We start from the raw sequence: 14,899 nt of genomic DNA, 5'->3' as shown, positions 1-14,899 counted from the left end.
TCTTTCACAGAACTGTACTACCGTGACTGACAGATGCAAAAAGTCCGTGCCGTCATTACAGTTCACCTCCTTATCCGCAGGGCACGCTTAGTGAAGACATTTGACCACCTGACTGTGATCGGCCTGCGTGAATGGGTCGCCCTGCCCGGCCTCGGCGTCGCCGGCCTGCGCGCCAAGATCGACACCGGGGCCAGCACCTCCAGCCTGCATGCCACGGAGGTCGAGCCGTTCGAGCGCGATGGCCAGCAATGGGTAAGATTCACCGCCCACCTGGGCTCGGTGGTGCAACTGCGCCACCGGCGCTGCGAAGCGCCCATGGTCACCATGAAGACGATCAAGAGCTCCAACGGCCATGCCCAGACCCGCTACGTGATCCGCACGCCCCTGGCGCTCGGTGACCGGGTCTGGGAGGTCGAATTCACCCTGGCCTGCCGCAAGAGCATGCGCTATCGGCTGCTGCTCGGCTCGAAGGCGCTCATCCACGGCCAACTGGTGGTCAACCCCGGCCTCAAGTACGTTCAGGACAAACCGGCCTTCGCGGCCACCCTTTCCCCTGTCACAGGTGCTGCATGAAGATCGCTGTGCTGTCGCGCAATCCGCGTCTGTATTCCACCCGCCGCCTGGTCGAGGCCGGTACCCAGCGGGGCCACGAAGTGGTGGTGATCGACACGCTCCGGGCCTATATGAACATTGCCAGCCACAAGCCGCAGATCCACTACCGCGGCAAACCCCTGGAAGGCTTCGACGCGGTCATTCCGCGCATCGGCGCATCGGTCACCTTCTATGGCTGCGCGGTGCTGCGCCAATTCGAGATGATGGGCGTCTACCCGCTCAACGAATCGGTGGCCATCGCCCGCTCGCGGGACAAGCTGCGTTCGCTGCAATTGCTGTCGCGGCGCGGTATTGGCCTGCCGGTCACCGGCTTCGCCCACTCGCCGGACGACATCCCCGACCTGATCCAGATGGTCAACGGCGCGCCGCTGGTAATCAAGGTGCTCGAAGGCACACAGGGCATCGGCGTGGTGCTGTGCGAGACCACCAAGGCCGCCGAGTCGGTGATCGAGGCGTTCATGGGCCTGAAGCAGAACATCATGGTCCAGGAGTACATCAAGGAGGCCGGCGGCGCCGATATCCGCTGCTTCGTGGTCGGCGACAAGGTGATCGCCTCGATGAAGCGCCAGGCCAAGCCGGGCGAGTTCCGCTCCAACCTGCATCGCGGGGGCGTGGCCAGCCTGATCAAGATCACCCCTGAAGAACGCATGACCGCGATTCGCGCAGCCAAGGTGATGGGGCTGAGCGTGGCGGGTGTGGATATCCTGCGTTCGAATCATGGGCCGCTGGTGATGGAAGTGAACTCGTCGCCGGGCCTGGAGGGGATCGAGGTGACTACCGGCAAGGACGTGGCCGGGATGATCATCGAGCACCTGGAAAAGAACAGCGGGCCGAATCAGACGCGGACCAAGGGCAAGGGTTGATATTCCGGGGCCGCTTTGCGGCCCCGGCAATCACACGGCGTTACGCGGCAGCAACAACCCCAACGGTAACCGCACCCGCGCCTCGATCCCGCCACCGGAGCGGTTGCGCAACTCGACATTGCCGCCATGCTGCGCGGCGATACGCTTGACGATGGCCAGCCCCAGCCCGGTACCCTTGCCACCCCGCGCCCGGTCGCCACGGATGAACGGGTTGAAGATGGTCTCCAGCTCCGACTCGTCGATGCCCGTCCCCCGATCCAGCACGCTGAGCACCACATAAGGCGCGCTCTGGTCACCCGACACATAGGCCGCTACCTCGACCCCCTTGCCGGCGTGATGCAGGGCGTTGCCGATCAGGTTGCCCAGCATGCGCTTGAGCGACACACGGCGCAGCGGGAACGGTGGAATCGGCTCCAGGCACAGGCGCACCTGCTCCTTGTGCTGGTTGTAGGGGGCCACCACTTCGTAGATCAGGTCGTTCAGGTCGACCTCCTCCACCGGTTCGTCGCGCCCGTCGCGAATGAAGGCCAGGAACTGGTCGAGGATCGCGTCCATATCCTCGATATCGCGGACCATGTCCTCACTGAGGTCGCTTTCGTTGCCCATCAGCGACAGCGACAGCCGCAGCCGGGTCAGCGGCGTGCGCAAGTCGTGGGAAACGCCCGCCAGCATCAGCTCGCGTTCGCGCCCAGCCTGCTCGACATCTTCGGCCATCTGGTTGAACGCCCGATACACTTCGGTCATTTCGCTGGGTGTATCACTAATCGGCAAGCGCACGCTGCGCCCCTGGCCCAGCTGGCGGGCGGCGAACACCAGGCGCTTGAGCGGCTGGTTGAGCTGGCGCACGAAGATCCAGGCCGAAGCCGTGGACAGCAAGCCGATGGCCAGGAACCAGCCAAGCACGTTCCAGATCTTCTGCCCGCGCAGCGGATGCGGATACAGCGGCACCTTGAGCCAGCCCGGGCCCAGGCTCGGGGCGTTCACCCACAGTGCGGGCGGCGCGTGGATACGCAACCGCACTTCGGTGTCCTCGCCCAGCTCGGCCTGCATCTGGCGCTGGTAGATCTCGCTGTAGGGCCAGTGCTGCTCGCCCTCCGGCACGCCGGCGCCGGTCACGCGGATCAGGCCGGCAGCCTCGGCAATCTGGTCGCGGTTCTCTTCATCCGCTGCCCAATAGGCACGCAGCGTCAGGGCCACGCCGTGGCTGTACTGGCGGTCGACCAGCACGTCCTCGTTCATCAGCAGGTACACGAGCGTCAGCGCCTTGGAGAACAGCACGACGATCAGCACCAGCCAGAGGGTGCGGGCGAAGAAGCTTTGCGGGAACCAGAGAGGCGTTTTCATCGATCAACTACTGTGCTGAAAAGGCCGGTCGCCGTAGACGAAAACAGGGCGACCCGCATGGGTCGCCCTGCTGCACCCTGACGAGCCGGCAGGCTCATTTGCCGGCGTTTCCGTCCGGCACGAAGACGTAGCCCACACCCCATACGGTCTGGATGTAACGCGGCTTGGAAGGATCGGGCTCGATCATCCGGCGCAGGCGCGAGATCTGCACATCGATGGAACGCTCCAGGGCATCCCACTCACGGCCACGGGCCAGGTTCATCAGTTTGTCGCGGGTCAGCGGCTCGCGAGCGTGCATCACCAGGGCCTTGAGCACGGCGAACTCGCCGGTGGTGAGCATGTGCGTTTCTTCACCGCGCTTGAGCTCGCGGGTGGCCAGCGACAATTCGTAGTCGCCAAAGGTGACGGTCTCTTCCTCGCTCCCCGGCGCGCCTGGCACAGCCGGGGCCTGGCGGCGCAGTACGGCCTTGACCCGGGCCACCAGTTCATCCGGGTTGAACGGCTTGGCCAGGTAGTCGTCGGCGCCAAGTTCCAGACCCTTGATACGGCTGAGCTCATCGCCCTTGGCGGTGAGCATGATGATCGGGATCTGGTTGTTCGAGGCGCGCAGGCGTTTGCAGGCGGACAGGCCGTCCTCGCCAGGCAGCATCAGGTCGAGCACCACCAGGTTGAACACTTCACGGGCCAGCAGGCGATCCATCTGTTCGACGTTGGGCACGGTGCGGACACGGAAGCCCTTGCTGGTGAAGAAACGGTCCAGCAGGCTGCTCAGGCCCGGGTCGTCGTCGACGATGAGAATCTTGTCGCCTTCTACGGCGTTTGCGGTGCTGGTCATGAATTACTCCTCTGATATCGCCGCGCATTATGGCGTAGCCATTGCCGCGCGTGCCGTGTGCATTGTTAGCAGATTTTTCCCGCCGTGCCACTGCCGCCCCATCGACGACTGGCGCCGCGCCATCACCGCAAGCCCGGCCCGATGGGTATAATGCGCGGTTTTCACCCAGTGTCGCCGGGGCTTAACGCCCACCCGCGGCCTTGCATTCACTATTTGTCAGGTGGTTTTCATGGACAGCATCAACAGCCGTATCGCCGAGGAACTGGGCGTGCGCCCACAGCAGGTCGAAGCGGCCGTGGGCCTGTTGGACGAAGGATCGACCGTGCCCTTCATCGCCCGTTACCGCAAGGAAGTGACCGGCAGCCTGGATGACACCCAACTGCGCCACCTGGAAGAGCGCCTGCGCTACCTGCGCGAGCTCGACGAGCGCCGCGCCAGCATCCTGGCCAGCATCGAGGAGCAGGGCAAGCTGACTCCGGAGCTGGCCCGCGAGATCAAGCTGGCCGATACCAAGACCCGCCTCGAAGACCTCTACCTGCCGTACAAGCAGAAGCGCCGCACCAAGGGCCAGATCGCCCTGGAAGCAGGCCTGGGGGAGCTGGCCGACGGTCTATTCAACGATCCGCAGTTGAACCCGGAAAGCGAAGCGGCACGTTTCGTCGACGCCGAAAAAGGCGTGGCCGACGTGAAGGCCGCCCTGGAAGGCGCCAAGTACATCCTGATGGAGCGCTTCGCCGAAGATGCCGCCTTGCTCGACAAGCTGCGCAGCTTCCTCAAGCAGGAAGCGGTACTGACCGCCCGCGTGGTCGCTGGCAAGGAAGAGGAAGGCGCCAAGTTCCGCGACTACTTCGCCCACGACGAACTGCTGCGCACCGCGCCGTCGCACCGTGCCCTGGCGATCTTCCGCGGGCGCAACGAAGGCGTGCTGAGCGCCTCGCTGAAGGTTGGCGAAGAACTGCCGGGCACCCTGCACCCGTGCGAGGTGATGATCGGCAACCATGTCGGCATCGAAAACCGCAACCGCCCCGCCGACAAGTGGCTGGGCGAGGTGGTGCGCTGGACCTGGAAGGTCAAGCTCTACACCCACCTGGAAACCGACCTGTTCGGCGAGCTGCGCGACAACGCCGAAGGCGAGGCGATCAACGTCTTCGCCCACAACCTGCACGACCTGCTGCTGGCCGCCCCGGCCGGCCCGCGCGCCACCCTGGGCTTCGACCCGGGCCTGCGCACCGGCTGCAAGATTGCCGTGGTCGACGCCACCGGCAAGCTGCTGGACTACACCACGGTCTACCCGCACGCGCCCAAGAATGACTGGGACCGCACCATTTCCATCATGGCCGCGCTGTGCGCCAAGCACTCGGTGGAGCTGATCGCCATCGGCAACGGCACCGCCAGCCGCGAGAGCGACAAGCTGGTCGCCGAACTGGTAAAGAAGTACCCGGCACTGAAGATCACCAAGATCATGGTTTCCGAGGCCGGCGCTTCGGTGTACTCGGCCTCTGAACTGGCCGCCCGCGAGTTCCCCGACCTGGACGTGTCGATCCGCGGCGCGGTGTCCATCGCCCGCCGTCTGCAGGACCCGCTGGCCGAACTGGTGAAGATCGACCCGAAATCCATCGGTGTCGGCCAGTACCAGCACGACGTGTCGCAGGTGAAACTGGCCCGTGGCCTGGACGCCGTGGTCGAGGACTGCGTGAACGCCGTGGGCGTGGACGTCAACACCGCCTCGGTGGCGCTGCTGACGCGCATTTCCGGCCTCAATGCCACCCTGGCGCAGAATATCGTGGCCCACCGCGACGCCAACGGCCCGTTCGCCACCCGCGCCGCGCTGAAAAAGGTCAGCCGCCTGGGCGAGAAAACCTTCGAGCAGGCCGCCGGCTTCCTGCGTGTGATGAACGGCGACAACCCGCTGGACGCCTCGGCGGTGCACCCGGAAGCCTACCCACTGGTGCAGCGCATCGCCGCCGACACCGACCGCGACATCCGCTCGCTGATCGGCGACAGCAGCTTCCTCAAGCGCCTGGATCCGAAGAAATTCACCGACGAGTCCTTCGGCCTGCCGACCGTCACCGACATCCTCCAGGAACTCGACAAGCCAGGTCGCGACCCGCGTCCGGAGTTCAAGACTGCCACCTTCCAGGACGGCGTCGAGGACCTGAAGGACCTGGAACCCGGCATGATCCTCGAAGGCGTGGTGACCAACGTCACCAACTTCGGTGCTTTCGTCGACATCGGCGTGCACCAGGATGGCCTGGTACACATCTCGGCGCTGTCGGAGAAGTTCGTCAAGGATCCGCGTGAAGCGGTCAAGGCCGGCGACGTGGTCAAGGTCAAGGTCATGGAAGTGGACATCCCGCGCAAGCGCGTCGGCCTGTCCATGCGCATGAACGATACCCCGGGCGAGAAGGTCGAGGGCAACCGTGGCGGCAACCGCGGCAATGGCGGCAACCGTCAGCAGCAGGCGCCTCGCCAGCGCGAGACCGCCACCGCCGCGCCGGCCAACAACGCCATGGCGGCGCTGTTCGCCAACGCCAAGCAACTGAAGAAGAAGTGATGGAAGTACCGAAGGAGTACGTCGAAAGCGCCTTCAGCCAGCTCCTCGGCTGCCGCCTGCAACGCCTGGAAACGGGTGTTGCAGAGGTGGCCCTGGCACTTGAGCCGCACCTGCGCAACCGTGGCCAGAAGCTGCACGGCGGGGCGATCTTCAGCCTGGTCGACATCGCCATGGGCCTGGCCTGCTCGGCCAGCCATGGCTTCGACCAGCAGAGCGTGACCATCGAATGCAAGATCAACTACATGCGCGCCGTCAGCGAGGGCGAGGTCGTGTGCACCGCCCGGGTGCTGCATGCGGGACGGCGCACCCTCGTGGTCGACGCCGACGTGCTCCAGGACGACAAGCTGGTGGCCAAGGCGCAGGGAACCTTCGCGGTTCTCTAGCTGATGTAGCTAAATCTGCGGTATTTTCGAGCTACTCGGGGCCGCTTCGCGCCCCATCGCCGGCAAGCCGGCTCCCACAGGGGTATACATGCTCTGTGGGAGTCGGCTTGCCGGCGATGGGGCGCGAAGCGGCCCTGAAATCGACACTAAGCCTAGCCGGAACCGCATAAACCAGGCGACAACGCCAGTTCCTTTCCCAACTACCCTTGTAGACCGTCATCTCTACCCCCATATTGGGGCGACTGACGCGTGAAGGAATCCATCTTGAGCGACCTCCTCAACCGCCGCCTGAGCCTGCTCGGCGACAATATCGACCTGCTCAAGCAGTGCCTGCACGGCATTGAGCGCGAATGCCTGCGCGTGACCAAAGAAGGTCGCCTGGCCCAGACCCCACACCCCGAAGCACTGGGTTCGGCGCTGACCAACGAGCAGATCACCACCGACTATTCCGAGTCGCTGCTGGAGTTCATCACCCCAGCCCTGGCGGACCCTGCCAAGGTGCTCGAAAGCCTCGAACAGACCCACCGCTTCGTCTACAGCAAACTGGGCGACGAACTGCTGTGGAGCCCGTCGATGCCCTGCGCGTTGCCGGCCGAAGAAGACATCCCGATCGCCGAGTACGGCAGCTCGAACATCGGCAAGCTCAAGCACGTGTACCGCAAGGGCCTAGCCCTGCGTTACGGCCGCACCATGCAGTGCATCGCCGGCATCCATTACAACTTCTCGCTGCCCGAGGCGCTGTGGCCGCTGTTGCGCGATGCCGAAGGCGGCGAGCAGGACGACCGCGACTACCAGTCCTCGGCCTATATCGCGCTGATCCGCAACTTCCGCCGCTACAGCTGGCTGCTGATGTACCTGTTCGGCGCCTCCCCGGCCCTGGACAAAGGCTTCCTGCGCGGCCGCCCGCACCAGCTCGAAGAACTCGACGCCGAAACACTGTACCTGCCCTACGCCACCAGCCTGCGCATGAGCGACCTGGGCTACCAGAGCAACGCCCAGGCGGGCCTCACGCCCTGCTACAACAACCTGGCCAGCTACACCGATAGCCTGCGCAAGGCCGTCGGCACGCCCTACCCGCCCTATGTCGAGGTCGGCACGCACGTCGACGGCGAGTGGGTGCAGTTGAACACCAACATCCTGCAGATCGAGAACGAGTACTACTCGAACATCCGCCCCAAGCGCGTCACCTACACCGGCGAGCGGCCGATCCAGGCCCTGACCTCGCGCGGCGTGCAGTACGTGGAAGTGCGCTGCCTGGACATCAACCCGTTCCTGCCAGTGGGCATCGACCTGACCGAAGCCCGTTTCCTCGACGCCTTCCTGCTGTTCTGCGCGCTCGAAGAGAGCCCGCAACTGGACAACGGCGAGTGCGGCCAGTGCACCGACAACTTCCTCACCGTGGTCAAGGAAGGTCGGCGCCCGGGCCTGGAGCTGCGTCGTGACGGCCAGCCGGTCGCGTTGAAGCAATGGGCAAGCGAACTGATCGAGCGGATCGGCCAGCTGGCCGGGCTGCTCGATCGTGCCCAGGGTGGCAATGACCACGCCAAGGCCCTGGAGGTACAGCAGGCCAAGGTCGAAGACCCCGAGCTGACGCCATCGGCCCAGGTGCTGGCGCGCATGACCGAACACGACGAAACTTTCGTCCAGTTCTCCCTGCGCCAAAGCCGCCTGCACGCCGAGAGCTTCCGCGAGCAGCCACTGAGCAGCGCGCAGCAACAGGCCTTCGAAACCCTGGCTCGCGAGTCGATCGCCAAGCAGTCCGAGCTGGAACAGGAAGAGGTCGGTGACTTCGACCTGTTCGTCGGTGCCTACCAGGCCAGCATCCTGGCAATCAGCAACTGATGAACCGCACCGCCCCCCCGCGCAAGCCACGCGCCAGCAGCCAGGCCAGGATCGAAGCGATCCTCGCCGCGGCGCGCGAGCTGCTGGCAGGCCAAGGGGTGGCGGGGTTGTCGATCTACAGCGTGGCCGAACGGGCGCAGATCCCGCCATCGTCGGTGTATCACTTCTTTGCCAGCGTGCCGGCCTTGCTGGAGGCGCTGACCGCCGACGTGCATCGGGCTTTTCGCGAAGCCTTGAGCGCACCGATCGACAGCGCGGCGTTCAGCACCTGGCATGGCCTGTCGCGGCTGATCGAGCAGCGCATGCTCGACATCTACAACGAGGACGCCGCGGCGCGGCAGCTGATCCTCGCCCAGCATGGTTTGAGCGAAGTGGTCCAGGCTGATCGCCAGCATGATCTGGAACTGGGCGAGTTGATGCACCAACTGTTCGACCGGCATTTTCAGTTGCCAGCGATGCCGAGGGATGTGCACGTGTTCGCCCTGGCGATGGAACTGAGCGACCGGGTGTATGCCCGCTCGATGCAGCTGCATGAGGCGATCACGCCACGCATGGCGGAGGAAGGGATGCGCGTGTTCGAGGCGTATCTGGGGCTGTATCTGCCGCCTTATCTGGCCAAGCGCTGACCCTGAGCCCTGCAAATATCCTGTAGGAGCGGCTTTAGCCGCAATGCAGCCAACGCGATGTCTGGCACCCGCTCCGCGGGTGATCGCGGCTAAAGCCGCTCCTAAAGGTACCGTGCAAGACTTCAGAGCTTGGCGATAGACACCTCGGTCGATTTCACGAAGGCGATCACCTCGCTGCCCACCTGCAACTCGAGCTCCTTCACGGAACGGGTGGTAATAACCGAGGTAACGATGCCAGAGGCGGTCTGCACGTCGATTTCCGACAGTACCGGGCCTTCGAGGATTTCCTTCACGGTGCCTTTGAACTGGTTGCGAACGTTGATGGCTTTGATGGTCATGGCGTCATTCCTTTTTGCGGTTTCGGGGATTCAATGAGCCCAGCGCAACTGCGTGGGCAACGGGGCGACAGGTTCCGGATCGGGCGGCGTGCCCGGGACGGAGAGAACACGGTTGAGCACTTCGCTTTCCAGCGCCGCCAAGCGGTGCGAACCCCGCACCCGGGGTCGCGGCAGGTCGATGACCAGGTCCAGGCCGACGGCGCCGTCTTCGATCAGGATCACCCGGTCGGCCACGGCGACGGCTTCGCTGACGTCGTGGGTGACCAGCAGCACGGTGAAACCGTGCTGGCGCCACAGGCGCTCGATCAGTTGCTGCATCTCGATACGGGTCAGGGCGTCCAGCGCGCCCAAGGGCTCATCCAGCAGCAGCAGACGCGGCTGATGAATGAGCGCCCGGGCCAGGGCCACCCGCTGTTTCTGGCCACCGGACAAGGCTGCCGGCCACTCATTGGCGCGATCGACCAGGCCGACCGCCTCCAGGGCCTCCAGGGCGCGTGGCCGCCAGTTGCCGGACAACCCCAGGCCAACGTTGTCGATCACCTTCTTCCAGGGCAGCAGGCGCGCGTCCTGGAACATCAGCCGGGTATCCTCGCGGGCCTCGGCAAGCGCTGCGGCGCCCGCCAGCAATTGGCCGCCACTGGGCTGGTCGAGCCCGGCCAGCAGGCGCAGCAAGGTGCTTTTACCGCAACCACTGCGACCAACGATGGCGACGAACTGACCAGCCGGAATGTGCAGATCGATCCCGCGCAGCACTTCGCGCTGGCCGAACGTACGACGCAAGTCCCTGGCCGCCAGGGGGATGCCACGCAGCAGGCGTGGCGGTTGTGCCTTGAGTACCGTCATCACGCGCCCTCCTTCTTCGCCACCTGGTAGGCCGGGTGCCAACGCAGCCACACACGCTCCAGGCCACGGGCGGCCAGGTCGGCGAGCTTGCCGAGCACCGCGTACAGGACGATGGCCAGCACCACCACGTCGGTCTGCAGGAATTCGCGGGCGTTCATCGCCAGATAGCCGATACCGGCATTGGCCGAGATGGTCTCGGCGACGATCAACGTCAGCCACATGAAACCCAGGGCGAAACGCACGCCGACCAGGATCGAAGGCAGCGCCCCCGGCAGGATCACCTGACGGAACAGCGCGAAGCCCGACAGCCCGTAGCTGCGCGCCATCTCCACCAGCGCCGGATCGACATTGCGGATCCCGTGATAGGTGTTCAGGTAGATGGGGAACAGCGTCCCCAGGGCCACCAGGAAAATCTTTGCCGACTCGTCGATGCCGAACCACAGGATCACCAGCGGGATCAGCGCCAGGTGCGGCACGTTGCGGATCATCTGCACCGAACTGTCGAGCAGGCGCTCGCCCCAGTTCGACAGGCCGGTGATGAAGCCGAGCAACAGGCCTAGACTGCCGCCGATCACGAAGCCCAGGCCGGCACGCCAGCCGCTGATGGCCAGGTGGGTCCAGATCTGGCCACTGCGCACCAGCTCGACGCCGGCGCTGACCACCGCGCTCGGCGCCGGCAGGATGCGGGTCGACAGCCAGCCTGCGCTGACCGCCAACTGCCATACCGCCAGCAGCAGGATCGGCAGGGCCCAGGGCGCCAGGCGCTTGGACCAGGTGGTGGTGGATGCACGACTCATGGCCCCGGCCCTCAGCTCTGCGACACGGACTTGGGCAGGATGTCGTTGGCGACCATTTCACCGAACGGGCTTACGTAGCCACCGGTTTTCGGCTGCTCCGGACGCTGCACGTCCAGATGCGGGAACAGCAGCTCGGCGACGCGGTACGACTCTTCGAGGTGTGGATAGCCCGAGAAGATGAAGGTATCGATGCCAAGATCGGCGTATTCCTTGACCCGCGCCGCGACGGTCGGGCCATCGCCCACCAGCGCGGTGCCGGCGCCACCCCGTACCAGGCCGACGCCGGCCCACAGGTTCGGCGCCACTTCGAGCTTGTCGCGCTTGCCACCGTGCAGCGCGGCCATGCGCTGCTGACCGACCGAGTCGAAGCGCGCCAGCGACGCCTGTGCGCGGGCGATGGTGTCGTCGTCCAGGTGCGAGATCAGCCTGTCGGCGGCAGCCCAGGCCTCCTCGTTGGTTTCCCGCACAATCACGTGCAAGCGAATGCCGAAGCGCACCTCACGGCCCTGGGCGGCCGCTTTCTCACGTACCGCAGCAATCTTCTCGGCCACCGCGGCCGGCGGCTCGCCCCAGGTCAGGTACAGCTCGACCTGTTCGGCGGCCAGGTCCTGGGCAGCGTCAGACGAGCCACCGAAGTACAGCGGCGGGCGCGGCTGCTGGATCGGCGGGTAGAGCAGCTTGGCGCCTTTGACCTGGATGTGCTTGCCGTCGTAGTCGACCGTTTCGCCTTCGAGCACCTTGCGCCAGATACGGGTGAATTCCACCGACGCCTCATAGCGTTCCTGGTGGTTCAGGTGCAGGCCATCACCGGCCAGTTCGTCCGGATCGCCACCGGTCACCAGGTTGAACAATGCACGGCCGTTGGACAGACGATCCAGGGTGGCGGCCTGGCGTGCAGCCACGGTCGGCGAGATGATCCCCGGGCGCAGGGCCACCAGGAACTTCAGGCGCTCGGTCACCGGGATCAGCGACGCCGCCACCAGCCAGGAGTCCTCGCAGGAACGTCCAGTGGGGATCAGCACGCCGCCGAAGCCCAGGCGGTCGGCGGCCTGGGCGATCTGGCTCAGGTAGCCGTGATCGACGGCGCGGGCGCCTTCGCTGGTGCCCAGGTACTTGCCGTCACCATGGGTAGGGAGGAACCAGAAAATGTTAAGGCTCATTGGAGTTGTCTCCTCAAGGGTGGCTCATGCCGGGGCGACGCCCCGGCGCAGGCGAAACGTTCAAGGCGCACTGGCGACCTTGGCCGGGGGTGTCCAGATCACGTCCTTGATGCTCAAGGGCTTGGGAATCAGCTTCAGGGCCTGGAAGGTGTCGGCAATCTTCTGCTGTGCGGCGATCACTTCCGGGGTCAGCGACGCGGCTCCGTAGCCTTGGCGCTTGACCGAAGTCAGGGTGATGTCGGCGGGCAGGCCGAGCAACGGCGCAACCTGGTCGGTGACCTGCTGCGGATTGGCCTGGGACCATTCGCCCACGGCGCGCACTTCTTCGACCAGGGTGTTGATCACCGCCGGGTGCTGGGTCGCATAGCTGCGGGTGGCGAGATAGAACTGATGGTTGTCGACCAGGTCCTTGCCGTCACGCAGGGTGCGTGCCTGCAGCTGTTGCTCGGCGGCGGCCTGGTATGGGTCCCAGATCACCCAGGCATCGACACTGCCGCGCTCGAAGGCGGCGCGGGCATCGGCCGGGGGCAGGTAGACGGGCTGGATATCGGTGTACTTGAGACCGGCGTCTTCCAGGGCACGCACCAGCAGGTAATGCACGTTGGAACCCTTGTTGAGGGCGACTTTCCTGCCCTTGAGCTCCTTCACCGACTGGATCGTCGACCCCTTCGGCACCAGGATCGCCTCGCTGTGCGGAGCTGGCGGCTCATAGGCGACGTAGAGCAGATCGGCGCCCGCGGCCTGGGCAAACACCGGCGGCGTTTCGCCGGTCACGCCAAAGTCGATGGAGCCGACGTTGAGCCCCTCGAGCAGCTGTGGACCGCCGGGGAACTCGGTCCATTGCACGTCGATGCCCTGTTCCTTCAGGCGCTTTTCCAGCGAACCCTTGGCCTTGAGCAGCACCAGGGTGCCGTATTTCTGGTAACCGATACGCAGGCTCTCGGCCTGGGCTTGGCTGATGGCGCCGAAGGACACAGCCGCCGCGAACAGGGCGACCAGACCACGACGCAAGAAGACTGTGCGCATGGCGCTCTCCTGTGCGAGTTGGGTTCGGGTAGCACCTGCTTGCCTCGTTGGCGGGCGAGTAAGGTGGGGACAGCGATGGAGCGGTCAAGCCTGGTTCAGATACTCCAGCGGGCACTGATCAGGCGTTCGTTGAGCACGCCGGGGGCGACAGGTTGGGGCCGGCGTGCCATGGCGCTGTGGAACGTTTCCAGCGAATCCTGCAGGCGCTGCTCCAGGGCAGCGGCCAGTTGCGCGGGCCTGGAGCCCTCACCGTAGGCAATCTGGCTGTCGTCGGCGAAGATCCCTTGCAGGGTCTCCTGCGCCTTGAGGGCCGACAGCACGGGCTTGAGCGCGTAGTCCACGGCCAGCATGTGGGCGATGCTGCCACCGGTTGCGATCGGCAATACCACCTTGTGTTCCAGGGCCCGCTCGGGCAGCAGGTCGAGCAAGGTCTTCAAGGCCCCGGCGAAGGACGCCTTGTACACCGGGGTGGCCACCACCAGGCCGTCGGCCTGGGCTACAAGTTCGTTGAAGTGGCGCACCTGCGGGCTGTCGAAACGGGCATGCAGCAGATCTTCGGCGGGAAACTCACGCACCTGGAAGGTCACCACTTCGACGCCCCGCTCCTGCAGCCAGTCGCGCGAGCGTTCTAGCAGCACGCCGGAGCGTGAACGAAGACTGGGGCTACCACCGACAGAGACAACCAGCATTGAAAGCGCTTCCTTCGATTCGATTGCAGGGCCGCGAGGGGTTGTCCCCGCTGGATGTAACGACATTAACAGCTCGTCACATATATCCATAAATCATATTTTTTCATGTGTTTATTCCATATAGAGATATATGTGCCACCCCTGTAGGAGCGGCTTCAGCCGCGATCACCCGCGAAGCGGGTGCCAGCTACTGCGGTGCTTGCATCGCGGCTAAAGCCGCTCCTACAGGGATCGTGGATACCGTTCGGAAGGTATAAAAAAGGGCCGTCGAAACGGCCCGAAGATCCCTGCTTGGCTAAGAGCAATGCAACGAGGAACGCTTCAACGATTGGGTTGCGGGGTCAGCCGCAGATAGGGTTTCACCGCCCGATACCCTTTCGGGAAACGACGTTTGATTTCATCTTCGTCCTTGAGCGAAGGCACGATCACTACCTCATCGCCGTCCTGCCAGTTGCCCGGCGTGGCGACCTTGTAGTTGTCGGTCAGCTGCAGCGAGTCGATCACCCGCAGGATCTCGTTGAAGTTGCGCCCGGTACTGGCCGGATAGGTAATGGTCAGGCGCACCTTCTTGTTCGGGTCGATGACGAACAGCGAGCGCACGGTCAGGGTGTCGTTGGCGTTGGGGTGGATCAGGTCGTACAGGTCGGAAACCTTGCGGTCGGCATCGGCGATGATCGGGAAGTTGACCACGGTGTTCTGGGTCTCGTTGATGTCGTCGATCCACTTGTGGTGCGAGTCCACCGGGTCCACCGACAGGGCGATGGCCTTGACCCCGCGCCTGGCGAAGTCATCCTTGAGCTTGGCGGTCAGACCCAGTTCGGTGGTGCACACCGGGGTGAAGTCGGCCGGATGGGAGAACAGCACACCCCAGCTGTCGCCCAGCCATTCGTGGAAACGGATCTTGCCGGCGCTGGAATCCTGTTCGAAATCGGGGGCGATATCGCCAAGTTTGAGGCTCATGGAAGCGGCTCCTGTGCTGTGTCTGGC

15 protein-coding genes are annotated in these 14,899 nt (G+C 64.7%); 6 read left to right on the top strand and 9 right to left on the bottom strand.

All coding sequences use genetic code 11. The features are described 5' to 3' along the window. The first annotated feature begins 90 nt into the window (after positions 1-90). Positions 91-573, top strand: coding sequence for a retropepsin-like aspartic endopeptidase RimB (gene rimB / locus ACZ9C1_RS19820; RefSeq protein WP_038707162.1), 483 nt, complete (start codon positions 91-93; stop codon positions 571-573). After that, positions 570-1,475, top strand: a complete 906-nt coding sequence (rimK, locus tag ACZ9C1_RS19815; RefSeq protein ID WP_046857513.1) for a 30S ribosomal protein S6--L-glutamate ligase — start codon at positions 570-572, stop codon at positions 1,473-1,475. Before rimB ends, rimK begins: the two co-directional genes overlap by 4 nt. A 30-nt stretch (positions 1,476-1,505) precedes the next feature. Here rimK and ACZ9C1_RS19810 read toward each other — a convergent pair whose 3' ends face one another. Together ACZ9C1_RS19810 and ompR are read right to left on the bottom strand one after the other, a co-directional pair. After that, a complete protein-coding gene (locus ACZ9C1_RS19810; RefSeq protein WP_102683459.1) occupies positions 1,506-2,819 on the bottom strand; it encodes an ATP-binding protein in 1,314 nt (437 codons plus the stop codon). Between the two features lie 94 nt (positions 2,820-2,913). Next, complete coding sequence (gene ompR / locus ACZ9C1_RS19805) at positions 2,914-3,654, bottom strand: osmolarity response regulator transcription factor OmpR (protein ID WP_046857514.1); 741 nt, start codon at positions 3,652-3,654, stop codon at positions 2,914-2,916. A gap of 229 nt (positions 3,655-3,883) precedes the next feature. On the opposite strand from ompR, the gene ACZ9C1_RS19800 reads away from it, so the two are divergent. From ACZ9C1_RS19800 to ACZ9C1_RS19785, 4 genes are all read left to right on the top strand, one after another. Next, the gene (locus ACZ9C1_RS19800; protein ID WP_277502472.1) at positions 3,884-6,208 is read left to right on the top strand and encodes a Tex family protein; all 2,325 of its coding nucleotides are present in this window, start codon (positions 3,884-3,886) and stop codon (positions 6,206-6,208) included. Beyond that, positions 6,208-6,591: a PaaI family thioesterase gene (locus tag ACZ9C1_RS19795; RefSeq protein WP_102683462.1), complete on the top strand. Its 384-nt coding sequence runs from the start codon at positions 6,208-6,210 to the stop codon at positions 6,589-6,591. Before ACZ9C1_RS19800 ends, ACZ9C1_RS19795 begins: the two co-directional genes overlap by 1 nt. A 264-nt stretch (positions 6,592-6,855) precedes the next feature. Further along, entirely contained in the window at positions 6,856-8,433 is a 1,578-nt protein-coding gene (gshA, locus tag ACZ9C1_RS19790; protein WP_371926834.1) for a glutamate--cysteine ligase, read from the top strand. Then, the gene (locus tag ACZ9C1_RS19785) at positions 8,433-9,059 is read left to right on the top strand and encodes a TetR/AcrR family transcriptional regulator (RefSeq protein WP_139667845.1); all 627 of its coding nucleotides are present in this window, start codon (positions 8,433-8,435) and stop codon (positions 9,057-9,059) included. The genes gshA and ACZ9C1_RS19785 overlap by 1 nt, the downstream gene beginning before the upstream one ends. A gap of 122 nt (positions 9,060-9,181) precedes the next feature. Here ACZ9C1_RS19785 and ACZ9C1_RS19780 read toward each other — a convergent pair whose 3' ends face one another. The 7 genes from ACZ9C1_RS19780 to ACZ9C1_RS19750 form a co-directional block, all read right to left on the bottom strand. Continuing rightward, positions 9,182-9,397, bottom strand: a complete 216-nt coding sequence (locus tag ACZ9C1_RS19780; protein ID WP_008095172.1) for a TOBE domain-containing protein — start codon at positions 9,395-9,397, stop codon at positions 9,182-9,184. Positions 9,398-9,427: 30 nt separating this feature from the next. After that, entirely contained in the window at positions 9,428-10,240 is an 813-nt protein-coding gene (ssuB, locus tag ACZ9C1_RS19775) for an aliphatic sulfonates ABC transporter ATP-binding protein (RefSeq protein ID WP_038707158.1), read from the bottom strand. Further along, entirely contained in the window at positions 10,240-11,037 is a 798-nt protein-coding gene (gene ssuC / locus ACZ9C1_RS19770) for an aliphatic sulfonate ABC transporter permease SsuC (protein ID WP_046857519.1), read from the bottom strand. Before ssuC ends, ssuB begins: the two co-directional genes overlap by 1 nt. Positions 11,038-11,048: 11 nt before the next feature. Then, entirely contained in the window at positions 11,049-12,197 is a 1,149-nt protein-coding gene (gene ssuD, locus ACZ9C1_RS19765) for an FMNH2-dependent alkanesulfonate monooxygenase (protein WP_038707156.1), read from the bottom strand. 60 nt (positions 12,198-12,257) lie between these two features. After that, positions 12,258-13,223: a sulfonate ABC transporter substrate-binding protein gene (locus ACZ9C1_RS19760; RefSeq protein WP_476254300.1), complete on the bottom strand. Its 966-nt coding sequence runs from the start codon at positions 13,221-13,223 to the stop codon at positions 12,258-12,260. A 95-nt stretch (positions 13,224-13,318) separates the two neighbouring features. Next, positions 13,319-13,912, bottom strand: coding sequence for an NADPH-dependent FMN reductase (ssuE, locus tag ACZ9C1_RS19755; RefSeq protein WP_023632430.1), 594 nt, complete (start codon positions 13,910-13,912; stop codon positions 13,319-13,321). 321 nt (positions 13,913-14,233) lie between these two features. Continuing rightward, positions 14,234-14,872 carry a peroxiredoxin gene (locus ACZ9C1_RS19750; RefSeq protein WP_110700156.1) on the bottom strand — a complete coding sequence of 213 codons (639 nt, stop codon included), beginning with the start codon at positions 14,870-14,872 and terminating at the stop codon, positions 14,234-14,236. Positions 14,873-14,899: the final 27 nt, after the last annotated feature.

The organism is Pseudomonas sp. TE21435 (assembly GCF_056279265.1).
This window is presented reverse-complemented; position numbering and strand designations above follow the sequence as displayed.

What these genes read in the sequence shown, in the direction of transcription:
- rimK (WP_046857513.1), top strand. Translation starts at nt 570, where the DNA reads ATGAAGATCGCTGTGCTGTCGCGCAATCCGCGTCTGTATTCCACCCGC.
- ACZ9C1_RS19810 (WP_102683459.1), bottom strand. Translation starts at nt 2,819, where the DNA reads ATGAAAACGCCTCTCTGGTTCCCGCAAAGCTTCTTCGCCCGCACCCTC.
- ACZ9C1_RS19795 (WP_102683462.1), top strand. Translation starts at nt 6,208, where the DNA reads ATGGAAGTACCGAAGGAGTACGTCGAAAGCGCCTTCAGCCAGCTCCTC.
- ssuD (WP_038707156.1), bottom strand. Translation starts at nt 12,197, where the DNA reads ATGAGCCTTAACATTTTCTGGTTCCTCCCTACCCATGGTGACGGCAAG.
- ACZ9C1_RS19780 (WP_008095172.1), bottom strand. Translation starts at nt 9,397, where the DNA reads ATGACCATCAAAGCCATCAACGTTCGCAACCAGTTCAAAGGCACCGTG.
- ssuC (WP_046857519.1), bottom strand. Translation starts at nt 11,037, where the DNA reads ATGAGTCGTGCATCCACCACCACCTGGTCCAAGCGCCTGGCGCCCTGG.
- ssuE (WP_023632430.1), bottom strand. Translation starts at nt 13,912, where the DNA reads ATGCTGGTTGTCTCTGTCGGTGGTAGCCCCAGTCTTCGTTCACGCTCC.
- ompR (WP_046857514.1), bottom strand. Translation starts at nt 3,654, where the DNA reads ATGACCAGCACCGCAAACGCCGTAGAAGGCGACAAGATTCTCATCGTC.
- ACZ9C1_RS19800 (WP_277502472.1), top strand. Translation starts at nt 3,884, where the DNA reads ATGGACAGCATCAACAGCCGTATCGCCGAGGAACTGGGCGTGCGCCCA.
- ACZ9C1_RS19785 (WP_139667845.1), top strand. Translation starts at nt 8,433, where the DNA reads ATGAACCGCACCGCCCCCCCGCGCAAGCCACGCGCCAGCAGCCAGGCC.
- ACZ9C1_RS19750 (WP_110700156.1), bottom strand. Translation starts at nt 14,872, where the DNA reads ATGAGCCTCAAACTTGGCGATATCGCCCCCGATTTCGAACAGGATTCC.
- ssuB (WP_038707158.1), bottom strand. Translation starts at nt 10,240, where the DNA reads ATGACGGTACTCAAGGCACAACCGCCACGCCTGCTGCGTGGCATCCCC.
- ACZ9C1_RS19760 (WP_476254300.1), bottom strand. Translation starts at nt 13,223, where the DNA reads ATGCGCACAGTCTTCTTGCGTCGTGGTCTGGTCGCCCTGTTCGCGGCG.